This is a genomic window from Flavobacterium sinopsychrotolerans, from assembly GCF_900110375.1.
Classification (GTDB): Bacteria; Bacteroidota; Bacteroidia; order Flavobacteriales; family Flavobacteriaceae; genus Flavobacterium; species Flavobacterium sinopsychrotolerans.
Genome location: NZ_FODN01000002.1, coordinates 463,806 through 478,948, shown reverse-complemented (window position 1 = coordinate 478,948; position 15,143 = coordinate 463,806). Strand labels below are relative to the sequence as shown.

Here is a 15,143-nt window from a genome sequence, read left to right as displayed (position 1 = left end):
GGTTTAATTCCCTTTAAATGATCTGCGACATTACAATCAAAATAATGGCTATCAAAGCTAGAAAAAGGCCTGCATAATTCATTTTGGTTAGTTTTTCTTTAAAAACAAAAATCCCTACAAGGCTTCCTATGACAATCACACCCATGTTCATGCCTGCAAAAACTGTTGAAGGATTTTCAGCGAAAGCTTTATGCGCTTTTAGATAAAAAAGAATATTTCCAAAGTTGAAAATACCTACCAAACCTCCAAAAATAATATTTTTAAAATTCAATGGCACTTTAGTAACGATGACATCATACACCACTGCTACAATCATAATGAGTAGCGCAATTCCAAAAACTACAAATAATGAAGTGGTATAAGGCAGGCTTGTATAAAGAGCGATTTGTTTAAAAAGAATGTCTATAATTCCAAAGCCCAGCAAAACTACTGCAGGATATATCCATTTATTTTCTGTGTTTGGGGAGGGTTTAGTAAGAATAAGCAGTAGCGCCGGAAATCCTACCAAAAGCGCTGTGATTTTTAGGATATTAAAATCTTCTTTGAAGAGCAGCCACGCAGCCAAAATAGGAATAAACAACGAAAGCCTTTGGGCTGCATCAGTTTTTACAATACCTACCTGTTTTATGGAGGCTGCCAAAAAAAGAAAAATTGCTGGCAATAAAATACCAATAGGAACATAAATACCCCAAGGTGCCAAAGTTCTTAGCTCGCTAAGATCTGGACTGAATGACAAATAACAAAAAATAAGAGCAAAAACATAATTCCAAGCAACAATTTGAACCTGACTTACATTATAACTGCGTGCAACTTTAAACAACACTCCAACAGTTACACTGCATATAATACTCAAAATTAGAAATAGCATAATTCAATATTTACCTTGCAAAATTACTATTTATATGTTTACTTTATAGTTCTTTCAGTAAATTATAGAAAAGCTTTTTATCAAATTAATTATACCCAATGGGGCAATAATAATATAAAGTATGAAATATATCCTAATGCTTTTGTTCGGAAGTTTTATCTCGAATGCTCAAATCACCACCGAGCAATTAAACCTGATGCCTTGGCCACAAAATATAAAGTTGACCGCTGGCACTTTTGCTTTAAGCAAAAATTTTAAAGTGAATATTACGGGGAATCCTAATCCTAGAATTTTCATAGGCGCAACCAACTTTGTAAGACGATTGGACGGCAGAACAGGATTGTTTCTCGAACAAAGTTTTTTGACGAAAGTCAACGAAAGTCCGGAAGCCGAATTACAAATAAATTGTGTTAGCAATGGAAAAATAGAAATTAATGAGGACGAAAGTTACCAATTAACAATTACCTCGAATAAAATTATTATTAATGCAACCAATGATTTAGGAGCGTTGCATGGTTTAGAGACTTTATTGCAATTGCTGCAAAACAATAGTACTTCGTATTACTTTCCGGTTGTTGAAATCAATGATTCGCCACGTTTTACTTGGAGAGGCTTGATGATTGATGCAGCCCGACATTTTCAGCCGGTAGATGTTATCAAAAGGAATCTGGACGCTATGGCTTCAATGAAAATGAATGTTTTCCATTGGCATTTAGCCGATGATCAAGGTTGGAGAATTCAATTAAAAAACCATCCAAAATTGACAGAATTAGCCTCAGATGGAAATTTTTACAGTCAGGAAGAAATGAAAAATATTGTAAAGTATGCCGATGAAAGAGGGATTCTGGTAGTACCTGAAATAGATGTTCCGGGACATGCTTCGGCATTGCTGACTGCTTATCCGGAAATAGGAAGTAAAGTTGGCGAAGGAAAAATAACGTATGAAGTGCAAAGAAATTCAGGGGTTTTCAATGCAACTCTAGATCCTACAAATCCAAAAACCTATGAAATATTAAGCTCAATTTTTGATGAAGTGTGTCCGTTATTTCCAGGCAGTTATTTTCATATTGGAGGTGATGAGAATAATGGAAAAGAATGGAATGCAAATCCTGAAATTCAGCAATTTAAGAAGGATAATAATCTGGCTAACAATCATGATTTGCAAACTTACTTTAACATGAAGTTAATTCCAATACTGAAAAAACATAACAAAAAATTGATGGGTTGGGAAGAAATAATGACTGAAAACATGTCTAAAGATGCTATAATTCATGCATGGAGAGGAACGAACGAAGGGAAAGAAGCCGGTGGAGCATTGATAAAAGCTGCAAAAAGCGGTTACAATACTGTTTTGTCTAATGGATATTATATCGATTTGATGCTGGGTTTAGAAAGTCATTATTTGAATGATCCGATACCCAAAAAGATTATTCTTAGTCCGGAAGAAAAAGCAAGAGTTTTAGGAGGAGAAGCTGCGATGTGGAGCGAACTCGTAACACCATTAAATATAGATTCGAGAATTTGGCCACGAACCGCCGCAATAGCCGAGCGATTATGGTCAAATGCGGAAGTGAATGACATGAACAGCTTACGTAAAAGATTGAAAATGATTTCTTTTCGATTAGAAGAACTTGGAATTACGCACATTAGAAACAAAGAAGTGATTCTTAGAAACATCAGCAACAATCAAGATACACGGGCATTGAATGATTTTTCGAATCTTTGTGAACCATTAAAAAATTACAAACGCAACGGTGGCGGAAAGAAATACCGCATGCATTCTCCACTAACCTTATTTGCGGATGCTTGTAATGCGGATGCTTCTGAAGCGATAGATTTTAATGTGGCAGTTAATGCGTATTTAGCGGATAAAAGCAAGGACAATAAAGTTGTGGTGACTGATTTTTTCAAGAAGTGGATTTCTATGAATTCCGATTTAATTGCTTTAAGTGCCAATGCGCCGCTTGTACAACCTCTTTTGCCTTTATCTAAAAGTTTGAGTGATGTATCGGAGCAGCTATTGCTTTTAATGGACAAAAAACAAAAAGTTAATCAAGCGTTATTAGAGGATTTATTAGAAAAATGCAATACCAGAAGTCCTGCTGATGTAGAATTAGCAGTTTATGGGAGTTTGAAAAATTTAAGTCAATGATATGGAGCTTGTAGGTAGTACTATTTATTAAGGTTTTCTTTAATCCATTTATCAACTGGAATTTTTCTTTCAACATATTCTGAATACTCTTTGTAATTAACTAAATCAATGTATAAAACATAATAATTTTTTCCGTCTGCAGATACTTTAAAATTTTTATAATCATCATAGTTTTCATCAGCTCCATTTGGATATTTACTGCATAATTCAAAAGATTTTACTTTATAGAAAGAATTAAATTCTGAGGGTTTTTCCACAATTTCAAAAAACAACTTTTTATCAGAGCAATTAAAGCCATTAATCTTGATGATTTGATTTTTTCTTTTTTCAAAAAAAGCTAAAATTTCTTGTTCTGTTTTATTGTATTTGAATTGATAGGGAATGAATTGATGGTCTTTTGTTTCTATATCTTTCGGATGATTTCGTTTTGAAGTTGTAGTAATTTCTTTTCCATTCCTATCAACAAAACCCCAAACACCTCCAACTAAAGGTGGATGTTCTTCATCTTTGGCGGTGTCCCAATAACAGCCATTGCAATATTGTGCAAACCCAAAACCCAAAGGTGAGATATAATCATATTGGGCTGAAATGATTTTATTTCCAAGTCTGTTAGCTAATCCAGATTTTCCATTTTCTTCGTAAAGAATATATCCTTCATGAAAATCACTATTTCCCAATGCAGCTAGTGCAGTTTTGAATAAGTAATTTCCTTTTCTGTCAAAATATAAATCTCCTCTATTCTTAAAACTCAATAAGAAAATACTAGATTTGATTTCAATACTATCATTATAAGCAACTGTTTCCCAAGTCACATCAGCAGGAACAATTATTTTTCCATCTTGATTTTTGACACCTAGAAGACTATCTTTTTCAATATAATAGAATAACTTTTCAGTTTGTGAAAAGGTTAAATGAGAAATCAAAAGCAATAAGAAAGTGCAATTTTTTTTCATAATAAATCAATTGAGGTAATGGGTTCGATCTGTTGATGTTTTTTTTATTTGTTAGCGCTAAAAAATATTTTTACGTAAGACATAATTTAATTTAAAGGTATTAAAATTGAGGTAATTATTCTCAAACTAAAAAACCGAAATCAACTTTTTAAAATTTTAGTTTGATATCAAAAATAGCTATTGCTAACTACATTTTTATTTAGTTCATATCTGTGTATTTTTTTCGTATTTTTGCAAAAATTTTATAAAATAAACATTCATGTTAACAGTAAATAATTTATCAGTTCAGTTTGGCAAACGAATTTTGTTTGACGAAGTAAATACTACCTTCACTCACGGTAATATCTACGGAGTTATCGGAGCCAATGGCGCTGGAAAATCTACTTTTCTTAAAATAATTGCAGGTGAAATGGACCCAACTTCGGGAAATATTCATTTGGAACCAGGAAAACGTATGTCGGTTTTAAACCAAAACCACAATATGTTTGACGAAAGCACCGTATTGGAGACCGTTATGATGGGAAATAAAACCTTGTATGCGATCAAAAAAGAAATGGATGCTTTGTACTTAGATTACAATGATTCAAATGCAGACAGAATAGGCGAATTGCAAGTGCAATTTGAAGAAATGAATGGCTGGAATGCTGATTCTGATGCAGCATCAATGTTGTCAAATCTTGGAATTACGGAGGAACATCATTACACTTTAATGGGAGATTTGGAAGGAAAAATAAAAGTTCGTGTCCTTTTGGCACAGGCGCTTTTTGGAAATCCGGATTTACTTATTATGGATGAGCCTACCAATGATTTGGATTTTGAAACCATTGCTTGGTTAGAAAATTTCTTAGCTAACTATGAAAATACCGTAATTGTAGTTTCTCACGACAGACACTTTTTAGATTCCGTTTGTACACATATTTCGGATATTGATTTCAGTAAAATAAATCATTATTCAGGAAATTATACTTTTTGGTATGAGTCAAGCCAATTAGCCGCAAAACAACGCGCGCAACAAAATAAGAAAGCCGAAGAAAAGAAACAGGAATTAGAAGAGTTTATTCGTCGTTTTAGTGCGAATGTAGCCAAATCAAAACAAGCTACTTCACGTAAAAAAATGATTAGCAAGTTGAATATTTCCGAGATAAAACCATCAAGTCGTCGTTACCCGGCAATTATTTTTGACCAAGAGCGCGAAGCAGGAGATCAAATTTTGAATGTGCAAAATTTAAGCGCTTCCATAGATGGAGAAATTTTGTTTAAAGGAGTAGATTTGAATATGGCCAAAGGCGATAAAATTGTTCTTTTCTCGAAAGATTCGCGAGCAACAACTGCATTTTATGAAATATTAAACGCAAATCAAACCGCAGATTCAGGAACTTTTGATTGGGGAGTTACAACTAACCAAGCCTATTTACCAGGTGATAATCATTCATTTTTTGAAAGTGATTATTCTCTTGTGGACTGGTTGCGTCAATGGGTAAAAACCGAAGAGGAGCGTGATGAAGTAAACATTCGTAGTTTTCTTGGGAAAATGATATTTTCTGGTGAGGAAGCGTTGAAAACCTGTAGAGTATTATCCGGAGGAGAAAAAGTGCGTTGCATGTTGTCACGAATGATGATGGAAAGAGCTAATGTTTTAATGCTTGACGAACCTACCAATCACTTGGATTTGGAATCGATTACTGCTTTCAATAACTCATTAAAAAACTATAAAGGTTCTGTGATTTTCACCACACACGATCATGAATTTGCTCAAACTGTTGGAAATAGAGTTGTCGAATTGACACCAAACGGCGCTATTGATAGATATATGACGTTCGATGAATACTTAGATAACGAAGGTGTTCAGGAATTAAGAGCTAAAATGTACACCATATAAAAAGTGATTTATATAAAATAGAAAATCTCCCGCAATAGTGGGAGATTTTTTTTTTGAATAGGTTTTAAATACTAATTCGAAAGTAATGTTGTTTATTTTCTACTGAAAATTTTGCTGATAATAAAGATTATAATGGCTATCACTGCAACAACTATAAAGATACCAACACCTACACCGGCTTTAAATATCCCTTCTATTATTGAACAACTTGAAAATGAAATTAATACTATAAAGAGCATCAATAATCGGGTGAGTCTTTTTTGCATGATTTTATGTTTTTTTATGTTAAACGTTAAAATGTAAAATTACTGTATCACTGCGGGTCCTTGTTACATAATTTTCATTCTTTGTTGTAAAATTAAGTAGTATAAATATACTATTTTTTTTGAATTATTGGAATTAGCATTTTCTCTCTTTTTAATTATAAAATCATAAATTGGAATTTGTATATTTGCCAAACCAAACCACACAATTACTATGAGTCAAAAAGTATTACTTACTGCAAAAGAAGTTACTATCATATTACATCGTTTGGCCTGTCAATTAATCGAAAAACACTTAGATTTTTCAGATACAATATTAGTTGGAATCCAACCAAGAGGTGTTTTTTTGGCAGAGCGTTTAAAAGAAATTTTAGAAAAAGAATATCAAACTCCTGAAATTCAGCTAGGTTATCTAGATATCACCTTTTTTAGGGATGATTTTAGAAGAACCGATAAGCCACTAGAAGCGAATAAAACCAAGATTAATTTTATCGTAGAAAATAAAAAAGTCATTTTCATAGATGATGTTTTGTTCACCGGACGAAGCATTCGTTCTGCGTTGACTGCTATACAATCTTTTGGACGCCCTTCTGAAATTGAACTTCTGGTTCTGATAGACCGACGTTTCAGTCGCAACTTACCCATTCAACCGGATTATAGAGGAAGGCAAGTAGACGCAATCAATAATGAAAAAGTAAAAGTGAGCTGGAAAGAAAATGAGGGTGAAGATGGCGTGTATTTAATTACAAGTTAGATAGAAAAAAAACGCTCCCTATTAAAAACTATAATCGTAAACAAAAATGAAAGAATTAAGCGTAAATCATTTATTAGGAATAAAATACATCAACAAGAATGATATTGACCTGATTTTTGAAACTGCCGATCATTTTAAAGAAGTCATCAATCGACCAATTAAGAAAGTGCCTTCTTTACGAGATATTACCATTGCCAATATTTTCTTCGAAAATAGTACCAGAACAAAACTCTCTTTTGAATTAGCACAAAAACGTTTATCTGCGGATGTCATTAGTTTTTCGGCAGCACAATCTTCAGTCAAAAAAGGAGAAACATTGATTGATACTGTAAATAATATCCTTTCGATGAAAGTGGATATGGTGGTAATGCGACATTCAAATCCCGGTGCTGCTTATTTCCTATCCAAAAACGTAAAAGCCAGTATCGTCAACGCGGGAGATGGAGCACATGAACATCCTACTCAGGCTTTATTAGACAGTTATTCCATTCGGGAAAAACTAGGTGAAGTAGCCGGAAAGAAAGTAGTCATAGTAGGCGACGTTTTGCATTCCAGAGTCGCTTTGTCCAATATTTATGCTTTGCAAATGCAGGGCGCTGAGGTCAAAGTTTGCGGGCCAAAAACGCTTATTCCAAGATATATTGAATCATTGGGTGTTACCGTAGAACCTGATTTACGAAAAGCATTAGAATGGTGTGATGTTGCGAACATGTTGCGCGTGCAAAATGAGCGTATGGATGTCAATTATTTCCCGTCCACACGGGAATATGCGCAGCAATATGGAGTTGACAAACCGCTTTTGGATTCTCTTAGCAAAGAAATTATAATTATGCATCCCGGACCTATTAATCGCGGTGTCGAAATTACAAGTGAAGTAGCTGATTCCAATCAATCCGTGATTTTGAACCAAGTTGAAAACGGTGTAGCAATCAGAATGGCAGTTATTTATCTTCTGGCTTCAAAAATTCAATAAACTAATTTAAAACTTTGTAAATTAGCTACTTATAAACCACACTGCCATAAAGCAGTCTTTGAAATTTAATACAATGAAAGTAGATCAAAAAGGACATACGGTAACAATTAGGGATACTCAGGGTGATTTTACTTCTTTTTTAATGAAGGTTACCCATCAATATAAAACATTCGAAAAACACAACATAATAATTGATCTTTTGATGCATAACGATTTGTCTACGAATGATATTAAGTTGTTTATGCCATTATCAAAACAACATAAAAAAGCTAAAAAGTCGTTTGTTATCGTAACTTCTGATTTTGATTATAATGCTGTTCCTGCTAAATTAACAGTAGTTCCTTCATTGTTAGAAGCGCATGATATTATAGAAATGGAAGAGATTGAAAGAGATTTAGGGTTTTAAATTAGTTGATTCGGTTATGTTTAACCGTTTATTGATTTAAGCAAAATACGAAATAACTGAACACGAAAAAACTTGAAACTAACAATCCTTGGTTGCTATGCAGCAACACCCCGAACTTTTACCAATCCTACTTCACAGATTTTAGACATAAAAAACAGACTTTTTCTGATTGATTGCGGCGAAGGAACGCAAGTACAATTGCGGAAGAATAAAATCCGATTTTCTAAAATTAACCATATTTTCATTTCCCATTTGCACGGAGACCACTTTTTTGGATTAGTGGGTTTAGTGTCCACATTTACTTTGCTCAACCGAACTACGGATTTGCATATTTATGGTCCAAAGGGTATCAAAGAAATTATCAAGTTGCAACTGCGATTGTCGAATTCCTGGACGAATTATGGTTTGTTTTTCCATGAATTGGAATCTTTGGAAAGCGAAATTATTTTTGAAGACGAAAAGGTTTTGGTCAAAACCATTCCTTTAAAACATCGTGTCTATACAAACGGTTTTTTGTTCCAAGAAAAAATTGGAGACCGAAAACTGAATTTGGATGCCGTTCAGAATTATGAAATAGAGAGTTGTTATTACCAAAAAATAAAAAACGGAAAAGACATCACGCTGGAAGACGGAAGAGTAATAGAAAACGAAAAATTGACATTTGATCCTATTCCGGCAAAGAATTACGCTTTTTGTTCGGACACCGTTTACAATGAAGCCATGCTTCCAATTATAGAAAATATAGATGTGTTGTACCATGAATCTACTTTCCTTCAATCTGAGGAAAATCTAGCCAAAAAAACATTACATTCTACAGCAAAAGAAGCGGCAACGATTGCTTTGAAAGCCAATGCTAAACAATTAATTTTAGGACATTATTCCACGCGATATGAAAGTATCGAATTGTTTAAGGAAGAAGCCGAAACTATTTTTCCCGAAGTGCTCTTGGCTGATGACGGAAAAAGCTTTGAATTTTAAATAAAAGAAAACAATTTTAAGCATCAAATAACTGCTGAATTTTTCGATGATTTTAAATCGAATGGTTCAGCAATCACATTTTTAAAATATAAATTATGAGTGACTTAAGTGATTATAGAAAATCTTACGAAAAGAGTGAATTATTAGAATCGAATATTCCAGAAGATCCAATAAACTTGTTTAACAGATGGTTTCATGAGGCAGAAGATTTTGGAGCTAATGAAGAAGTAAATGCAATGACCGTTTCTACAATTGGTCTAGATGGTTTTCCTAAATCCAGAGTTGTTTTATTGAAAAAATTTAACGAAGATGGGTTTATTTTTTATACCAATTACAATTCAGAAAAAGGTAAAGCTATTGCCGAAAATCCTAAAATATGTCTTTCCTTTTTTTGGCATACTATGGAACGTCAGGTAATCATCAAGGGAATTGCAAAAAGAACTTCGGAAATAACCTCTGATAGTTATTTTGAATCCAGACCCGATGGCAGCAAATTGGGAGCAATTGTGTCCAACCAAAGTGAAGTGGTACCTTCCAGAGACTATTTAGAGGAAAACTTGAAGCAGTTAGAAAAAGATTTTGAGAGCATGGTAATTCCAAGACCGAAGCATTGGGGAGGATTTTTAGTAACTCCTTTAGAGGTAGAATTTTGGCAAGGAAGGCCGAATCGATTACATGATAGAATACGTTATACAAGTCAAGAAGATTATTCTTGGAAAATAGAACGTTTGTCTCCATAATTAAATACATAAAACAAATTTTAATTAATTTACAAATATGTTTTGCAAAAATTATAATTACCTCCCATGATTAAAAGACAAGGTTTTCCTTATTCATAAAACCCAATTATTATTCCGGTTTTCATATAAAACGCTGTTTATCTAGCAAATGAAACAATAACAATACGTACCTATATTAAAATTTAAAAATCAGGATTTCTGAATAAAATCAGATTAAAAAAAATTTAAATAGAAAAAAAATATTAAAGAAAAAGCAGGTTTTTTCAACAAACATTGGTTATTCTATAATTCTAACAATATTTATTCTAAATTATTTTTTTTTAATTTACTTAACAAATATATTTACGGTCTTACAGCTACAAAACTATGTAGCCATAATCATTAACCAATTTATTCTTATGAATTCAGAACAAACCAAGTCTAACAATTCCGCGCTTTATACACTCATAACCGTATTTTTCTTTTGGGGTTTTATTGGAGCATCAAACGGAATTTTTATTCCATTTTGCAAAGCTAAATTTGGCTTAGACCAATTTCAAAGTCAACTTATTGATTTTGCTTTTTATGGTGCTTATTATATTGGTGCTTTATTGCTTTTCATTTTTAGCAGCATCGCCAAAAAAGATATTCTAAACGGTTGGGGATTCAAAAAGGGAATTATTTACGGATTATTGATCAGTACATTTGGAGCCGTATTAATGATAGTAGCGGTAACACAAGGAAGTTATTTGTTTATTCTTGGTGCGTTATTTATTGTAGCACTTGGTTTTTCATTACAACAAACATCGGCACAGCCGTTTGCAGCGTCTCTTGGTGAACCTCATTCAGCTTCCAGCAGATTGAATCTTGCAGGAGGAATCAATTCATTGGGAACCACGATAGGACCAATAGTTGTTTCAATCGCCTTATTTGGCGTTATCGCAGGTGTAAATATTGAAGAATATGCTCAAAAACCAGATTCATTAGATTCAATGAGAATCTTGTATGTATTTGTTGGAGGACTGTTTTTATTGGCAGCAGCTCTATTCCATTTTTCTAAAAAGTTACCGGCTGGAAAAAGTGATTCTACTTTTGAAACGGCGAATAAAGCAATGAAAACCTTAATTGCCATCACTGTAATTTTGGTCGCTATTTTTGCTTACATCTTTTCTCGTTACGAAGAGCCTGAATTTATCACTCGTTTTATAGAGAATAAAGAAAAAGATTACTTAGGATTAGCCTTAACAGTTTCCACCCTTTTAGTGGTCGTTATCGGATTATTATTTGCTAACACGACTGCTCAAAAAAATCCTGAAGGATGGGGAGCCATGAAATACCCTCAATTAGTTTTAGGAATGTTAGCCCTTTTCGCTTATGTAGGTGTCGAAGTAACTATAGGAAGTAACCTTGGTGAATTATTGGTAACGGCTGATTTTGGTTCTATTTCAGGTCCAGCTTTAGCGCCTTACATGTCTATGTACTGGGGAAGTTTAATGATTGGACGTTGGGCGGGAGCCATTACGGTTTTCAACCCATCATCTCAACTAAAGAAAATTTTACTTATCGTTGTTCCTTATATAGCGTTTGGAGTAGTATTAGCTGCTAACGCCATTTCCGGACAAGATGTAACGCCTTTATATGCGTACGCATTTGTAATTTTGTTCCAAATCGCTGGTTTCTTTTTAGGAAAAGACCAACCTTCAAGAACACTTATGATTTTTGGTATAATGGGAATGACAGCCATGCTTATTGGTTTATTCACTACGGGAACGATTGCTATTTTTGCTTTTATGAGCGGTGGATTATTTTTAAGTATCATGTGGCCATCTATTTTCTCATTAGCAATTGCAGGTTTAGGAAAATACACGTCTCAAGGTTCAGCCTTCTTGGTAATGATGATTTTGGGTGGTGGAATTATTCCGCCGTTACAAGGAAAACTAGCGGATATCATCGGAATTCATACGTCTTACTTCATTCCTGTTTTATGTTTCGCTTTCATCGCTTTCTACGGATGGAAAGTAATTGGAATTCTAGAAAAACAAGGAATTGGAAAAGAAATAGAAGTTGGTGGAGCACACTAATTTCAAAACAAACTAACCAAAACCAAACCAACAAAAAATCCCATTTCAAATTTGAAATGGGATTTTTTTATTTAACTGAGACAGAAAACTGCTCACTGAAAACTTTTTTATTTATTTCCTTTCTCAAAATCAGCCACAAACTGTGCCAATCCAATATCAGTCAATGGGTGTTTCAACAAACCATAAATAGCAGATAATGGTCCGGTCATCACATCAGCTCCAATTTTTGCACAGTTTACAATGTGCATAGTGTGACGAACTGAAGCAGCCAGAATTTGAGTTTCATAACCGTAGTTATCATAAATCAATCTGATTTCTTCAATCAAAGCCAAACCGTCTGTAGATACATCATCTAAACGACCAATGAATGGAGAAACATAAGTAGCTCCCGCTTTTGCAGCCAATAAAGCCTGTCCTGCTGAGAATACTAAAGTCACATTCGTTTTTATTCCTTTATCCGAAAAGTATTTAGCAGCCATCACTCCTTCTTTAGTCATAGGCAATTTTACTACGATTTGCTCGTGTAAATCTGCTAATTCTTCTCCTTCTTTAATCATTCCGTCGTAATCCAAAGCATTAACTTCGGCACTTACATCACCATCAACTAGGTTACAAATGTCAACATAATGCTTCAAAATGCTGTTTTTTCCTGTAATTCCCTCTTTGGCCATCAACGAAGGATTGGTTGTAACGCCATCCAAAACGCCTAATGCCTGTGCTTCCTTAATCTGAGCTAAATTAGCCGTGTCAATAAAAAATTTCATATTATATAATTTAATTGTGTGTTTCTAATTCTTTGGGCGTGACCCAAGGGTCGGGCTTTCCGCTGCAATCTTTCTAGTCCTGAACTTGTTTCAGGATCCTGAAACAAGTTCAGGACTAGAAAGGATTTTCACTGCAATCCCTCACGCTCACAAATTTCGTGCAAAATTACAATTTATAATGGTTCATCAGCATTTTTTCATATACTTTATCGGGTAAAATTCTCTTCAAAACAATAGAGATTTTTTGCATAAAAACGCCCACTTTATAATGAATTTTAGGTTCCGGAGTTTGGATAATCTGATAGACCGCTTCGGCCATTTCATTCGGATTACTGCCGCTGTCCACATGCTCATCTATTGTTTTGAGGGTATTGCCATACGGAATTTCATAAGCAGAACCTTTAATTAAAGGAGCGTGAAAACGTCCCGAAGCAATATTAGTAGCGAAATCTCCCGGAGCCACATTGGTAATATGAACACCAAACGACTTCACTTCCATACGCATCGCTTCTGTTATGAGTTCTAACGCCCCTTTTGAAGCAGAATAAACACTTCGATACGGCAAGCCCATATAACCCGCAATCGAAGTAACATTAATAATCAAACCCGAGCTTTGCGCACGCATTTGGGGCAAAACCGCTTTCATCACTTCAATTGGACCAAAAAGATTAGTCTCAAAATTATTCTTGATTTCATGCATTGGAATTTCCTCCAGTGGTCCCGTAATCCCAACACCAGCGTTGTTAATGACAACATCCAATCTTCCGGAAGTCGCAATCACTTTGACAACAGCCGCATGAATCGAATCCGCATCCCGAACGTCCAAAGCCACTAAAGGAAAAACCGAATTCAAAATTCGATCCGGATTCCTACTGGTTCCATACACAACAAAACCTTTATGATGCAAAAACTCTCCAATAGATTTTCCTATTCCTGAAGAACCTCCTGTAATTAGAACTACTTTATTCATTATTGTTGCTGTTTATGATACGAAAGGTTCAAAAATAAAAAAATCCTCCCGAAGGAAGACTACTTTTGTACGAAATAATTCAAAAAAAAATCTTCCAAAATGGAAGATTAAAAAAAATGGCAAGCGACCTACATCGCACCGCTCAACCACGTACCCTTGCTATGTTCCCATCCTGGGGGAGTCTGCAGGAGCTGGTCGTGTAGGACTTGCCGGTGCAAATATACAATCTTTTTATATTTTTACAAGAGCTTTAATCATTAAAAATAACATTGTATATTGGTACAACAAAAAAAGAAATCATGAAAAACTATAACTTCCTATCTGTCATTTTATTAGGAATCACCTTAGCAAGTTGCAATGAAACAAAAAAAGGTGAAAATACTTTATTTGCCTTTGATAATTCTAAATTTAAAGAACAATATCAACCACAGGAAGTGCTTTCTTTGGAAATTTTGAACTCCAATTCCAAAACTATTGACAGCGTTATCTACTATGTAAATGACAAAAAAATTGGTTCAAAAAAAGGAGTTGACAAACTAACTTTTGAATTGAAAGATCAAAAATTGGGTTATCAAAACCTAAAAGCTTTGGTCTATTACGAAGGTCAAAACTCAGAAGCTACCACTAGAGTAGAATTAGTTTCTGATATTCAACCAAAATTATTAAAATACACCATCGTAAATACCTATCCGCACGATATTCAAGCATACACGCAAGGGCTAGAATTTTACCGAGACACACTCTATGAAGGAACTGGAAACGGCTCAGGAAATAGTACCGGAATAAAAGGAATTTCCAGCTTAAGAAAAACAAATTATAAAACTGGAGAAGTTTATAAAAAAGTGGAATTGGCCGACAACTATTTTGGTGAAGGAATTACGATTTTAAAAAATAAAGTGTACCAATTGACTTGGCAAAATAATGAAGGATACGTTTATGACGCAGACACTTTCAAAAAAGAAAAAACGTTTACGTATTTTAAACCTATTGAAGGTTGGGGATTGACTAATGATGGTAAATATTTATACCAATCCGACGGAACCGAAAAAATTTGGATTATTGACCCAACCACATTTAAAGAAGTAGATTACTTGAACGTGTATTCCTTTGAAACAAAAATAAAAGCAGTTAACGAACTCGAATGGATTGACGGGAAAATTTATGGAAATGTGTATCAAAAAGATGCTATTGCTGTCATCAATCCAAAAAATGGAGCCGTTGAAGCAATTATCAATCTTGCCGATTTGAAGAAAAAAATAACTCAATTACCGGATACGGATGTCCTAAACGGAATTGCCTACAACCCAAAAACAAAAACCATTTTTGTAACAGGAAAAAACTGGAACAAAATGTTTGAAATCAAAGTTTCTGAATAATTATCAT

At 34.1% G+C, this 15,143-nt stretch carries 13 protein-coding genes and 1 other RNA gene; 9 read left to right on the top strand and 5 right to left on the bottom strand.

Features of this window, described 5'->3' with window-relative positions; translation table 11 throughout:
• Window positions 1–13: 13 nt before the first annotated feature.
• Window positions 14–868, bottom strand: a complete 855-nt coding sequence (locus tag BMX64_RS06295; RefSeq protein ID WP_091168570.1) for a DMT family transporter — start codon at window positions 866–868, stop codon at window positions 14–16.
• Between the two features lie 121 nt (window positions 869–989).
• Here BMX64_RS06295 and BMX64_RS06290 point away from each other — a divergent pair, with 121 nt between their 5' ends.
• Window positions 990–3,020, top strand: a complete 2,031-nt coding sequence (locus BMX64_RS06290; protein ID WP_091168567.1) for a beta-N-acetylhexosaminidase — start codon at window positions 990–992, stop codon at window positions 3,018–3,020.
• 20 nt (window positions 3,021–3,040) lie between these two features.
• Here the strand turns inward: BMX64_RS06290 and BMX64_RS06285 are convergent, their stop codons facing one another.
• Window positions 3,041–3,973: a WG repeat-containing protein gene (locus tag BMX64_RS06285; protein ID WP_091168565.1), complete on the bottom strand. Its 933-nt coding sequence runs from the start codon at window positions 3,971–3,973 to the stop codon at window positions 3,041–3,043.
• A gap of 259 nt (window positions 3,974–4,232) precedes the next feature.
• On the opposite strand from BMX64_RS06285, the gene BMX64_RS06280 reads away from it, so the two are divergent.
• The 7 genes from BMX64_RS06280 (at window position 4,233) to BMX64_RS06250 (ending at window position 12,026) form a co-directional block, all read left to right on the top strand.
• Complete coding sequence (locus BMX64_RS06280; protein WP_091168562.1) at window positions 4,233–5,852, top strand: ABC-F family ATP-binding cassette domain-containing protein; 1,620 nt, start codon at window positions 4,233–4,235, stop codon at window positions 5,850–5,852.
• Between the two features lie 477 nt (window positions 5,853–6,329).
• The gene (gene pyrR / locus BMX64_RS06275) at window positions 6,330–6,869 is read left to right on the top strand and encodes a bifunctional pyr operon transcriptional regulator/uracil phosphoribosyltransferase PyrR (protein ID WP_091168558.1); all 540 of its coding nucleotides are present in this window, start codon (window positions 6,330–6,332) and stop codon (window positions 6,867–6,869) included.
• Window positions 6,870–6,915: 46 nt separating this feature from the next.
• Window positions 6,916–7,842: an aspartate carbamoyltransferase catalytic subunit gene (locus BMX64_RS06270; RefSeq protein ID WP_091168554.1), complete on the top strand. Its 927-nt coding sequence runs from the start codon at window positions 6,916–6,918 to the stop codon at window positions 7,840–7,842.
• A 73-nt stretch (window positions 7,843–7,915) separates the two neighbouring features.
• A complete protein-coding gene (locus BMX64_RS06265; protein WP_091168551.1) occupies window positions 7,916–8,248 on the top strand; it encodes a ribonuclease Z in 333 nt (110 codons plus the stop codon).
• A 72-nt stretch (window positions 8,249–8,320) separates the two neighbouring features.
• On the top strand, window positions 8,321–9,226 hold the full coding sequence (locus tag BMX64_RS06260) for a ribonuclease Z (protein WP_091168547.1): 906 nt from the start codon (window positions 8,321–8,323) through the stop codon (window positions 9,224–9,226).
• 95 nt (window positions 9,227–9,321) lie between these two features.
• Window positions 9,322–9,966 carry a pyridoxamine 5'-phosphate oxidase gene (gene pdxH / locus BMX64_RS06255; protein ID WP_091168544.1) on the top strand — a complete coding sequence of 215 codons (645 nt, stop codon included), beginning with the start codon at window positions 9,322–9,324 and terminating at the stop codon, window positions 9,964–9,966.
• A 398-nt stretch (window positions 9,967–10,364) separates the two neighbouring features.
• Window positions 10,365–12,026, top strand: a complete 1,662-nt coding sequence (locus BMX64_RS06250; RefSeq protein ID WP_091168539.1) for an MFS transporter — start codon at window positions 10,365–10,367, stop codon at window positions 12,024–12,026.
• Window positions 12,027–12,133: 107 nt separating this feature from the next.
• Here BMX64_RS06250 and fsa read toward each other — a convergent pair whose 3' ends face one another.
• The 3 genes from fsa to ffs form a co-directional block, all read right to left on the bottom strand.
• Complete coding sequence (gene fsa / locus BMX64_RS06245; protein ID WP_073353076.1) at window positions 12,134–12,790, bottom strand: fructose-6-phosphate aldolase; 657 nt, start codon at window positions 12,788–12,790, stop codon at window positions 12,134–12,136.
• 166 nt (window positions 12,791–12,956) lie between these two features.
• Complete coding sequence (locus tag BMX64_RS06240) at window positions 12,957–13,760, bottom strand: SDR family oxidoreductase (protein ID WP_091168535.1); 804 nt, start codon at window positions 13,758–13,760, stop codon at window positions 12,957–12,959.
• Between the two features lie 114 nt (window positions 13,761–13,874).
• Window positions 13,875–13,972: signal recognition particle sRNA small type (gene ffs, locus BMX64_RS06235), an RNA gene on the bottom strand.
• An 87-nt stretch (window positions 13,973–14,059) separates the two neighbouring features.
• On the opposite strand from ffs, the gene BMX64_RS06230 reads away from it, so the two are divergent.
• The gene (locus tag BMX64_RS06230) at window positions 14,060–15,136 is read left to right on the top strand and encodes a glutaminyl-peptide cyclotransferase (RefSeq protein ID WP_091168532.1); all 1,077 of its coding nucleotides are present in this window, start codon (window positions 14,060–14,062) and stop codon (window positions 15,134–15,136) included.
• Window positions 15,137–15,143 lie beyond the last annotated feature (7 nt).

Excerpts from the sequence above, each read along its gene's own strand:
- BMX64_RS06295 (WP_091168570.1), bottom strand. The coding sequence starts at position 868 with ATGCTATTTCTAATTTTGAGTATTATATGCAGTGTAACTGTTGGAGTG.
- BMX64_RS06290 (WP_091168567.1), top strand. The coding sequence starts at position 990 with ATGAAATATATCCTAATGCTTTTGTTCGGAAGTTTTATCTCGAATGCT.
- BMX64_RS06285 (WP_091168565.1), bottom strand. The coding sequence starts at position 3,973 with ATGAAAAAAAATTGCACTTTCTTATTGCTTTTGATTTCTCATTTAACC.
- BMX64_RS06280 (WP_091168562.1), top strand. The coding sequence starts at position 4,233 with ATGTTAACAGTAAATAATTTATCAGTTCAGTTTGGCAAACGAATTTTG.
- pyrR (WP_091168558.1), top strand. The coding sequence starts at position 6,330 with ATGAGTCAAAAAGTATTACTTACTGCAAAAGAAGTTACTATCATATTA.
- BMX64_RS06270 (WP_091168554.1), top strand. The coding sequence starts at position 6,916 with ATGAAAGAATTAAGCGTAAATCATTTATTAGGAATAAAATACATCAAC.
- BMX64_RS06265 (WP_091168551.1), top strand. The coding sequence starts at position 7,916 with ATGAAAGTAGATCAAAAAGGACATACGGTAACAATTAGGGATACTCAG.
- pdxH (WP_091168544.1), top strand. The coding sequence starts at position 9,322 with ATGAGTGACTTAAGTGATTATAGAAAATCTTACGAAAAGAGTGAATTA.
- BMX64_RS06250 (WP_091168539.1), top strand. The coding sequence starts at position 10,365 with ATGAATTCAGAACAAACCAAGTCTAACAATTCCGCGCTTTATACACTC.
- fsa (WP_073353076.1), bottom strand. The coding sequence starts at position 12,790 with ATGAAATTTTTTATTGACACGGCTAATTTAGCTCAGATTAAGGAAGCA.
- BMX64_RS06240 (WP_091168535.1), bottom strand. The coding sequence starts at position 13,760 with ATGAATAAAGTAGTTCTAATTACAGGAGGTTCTTCAGGAATAGGAAAA.
- BMX64_RS06230 (WP_091168532.1), top strand. The coding sequence starts at position 14,060 with ATGAAAAACTATAACTTCCTATCTGTCATTTTATTAGGAATCACCTTA.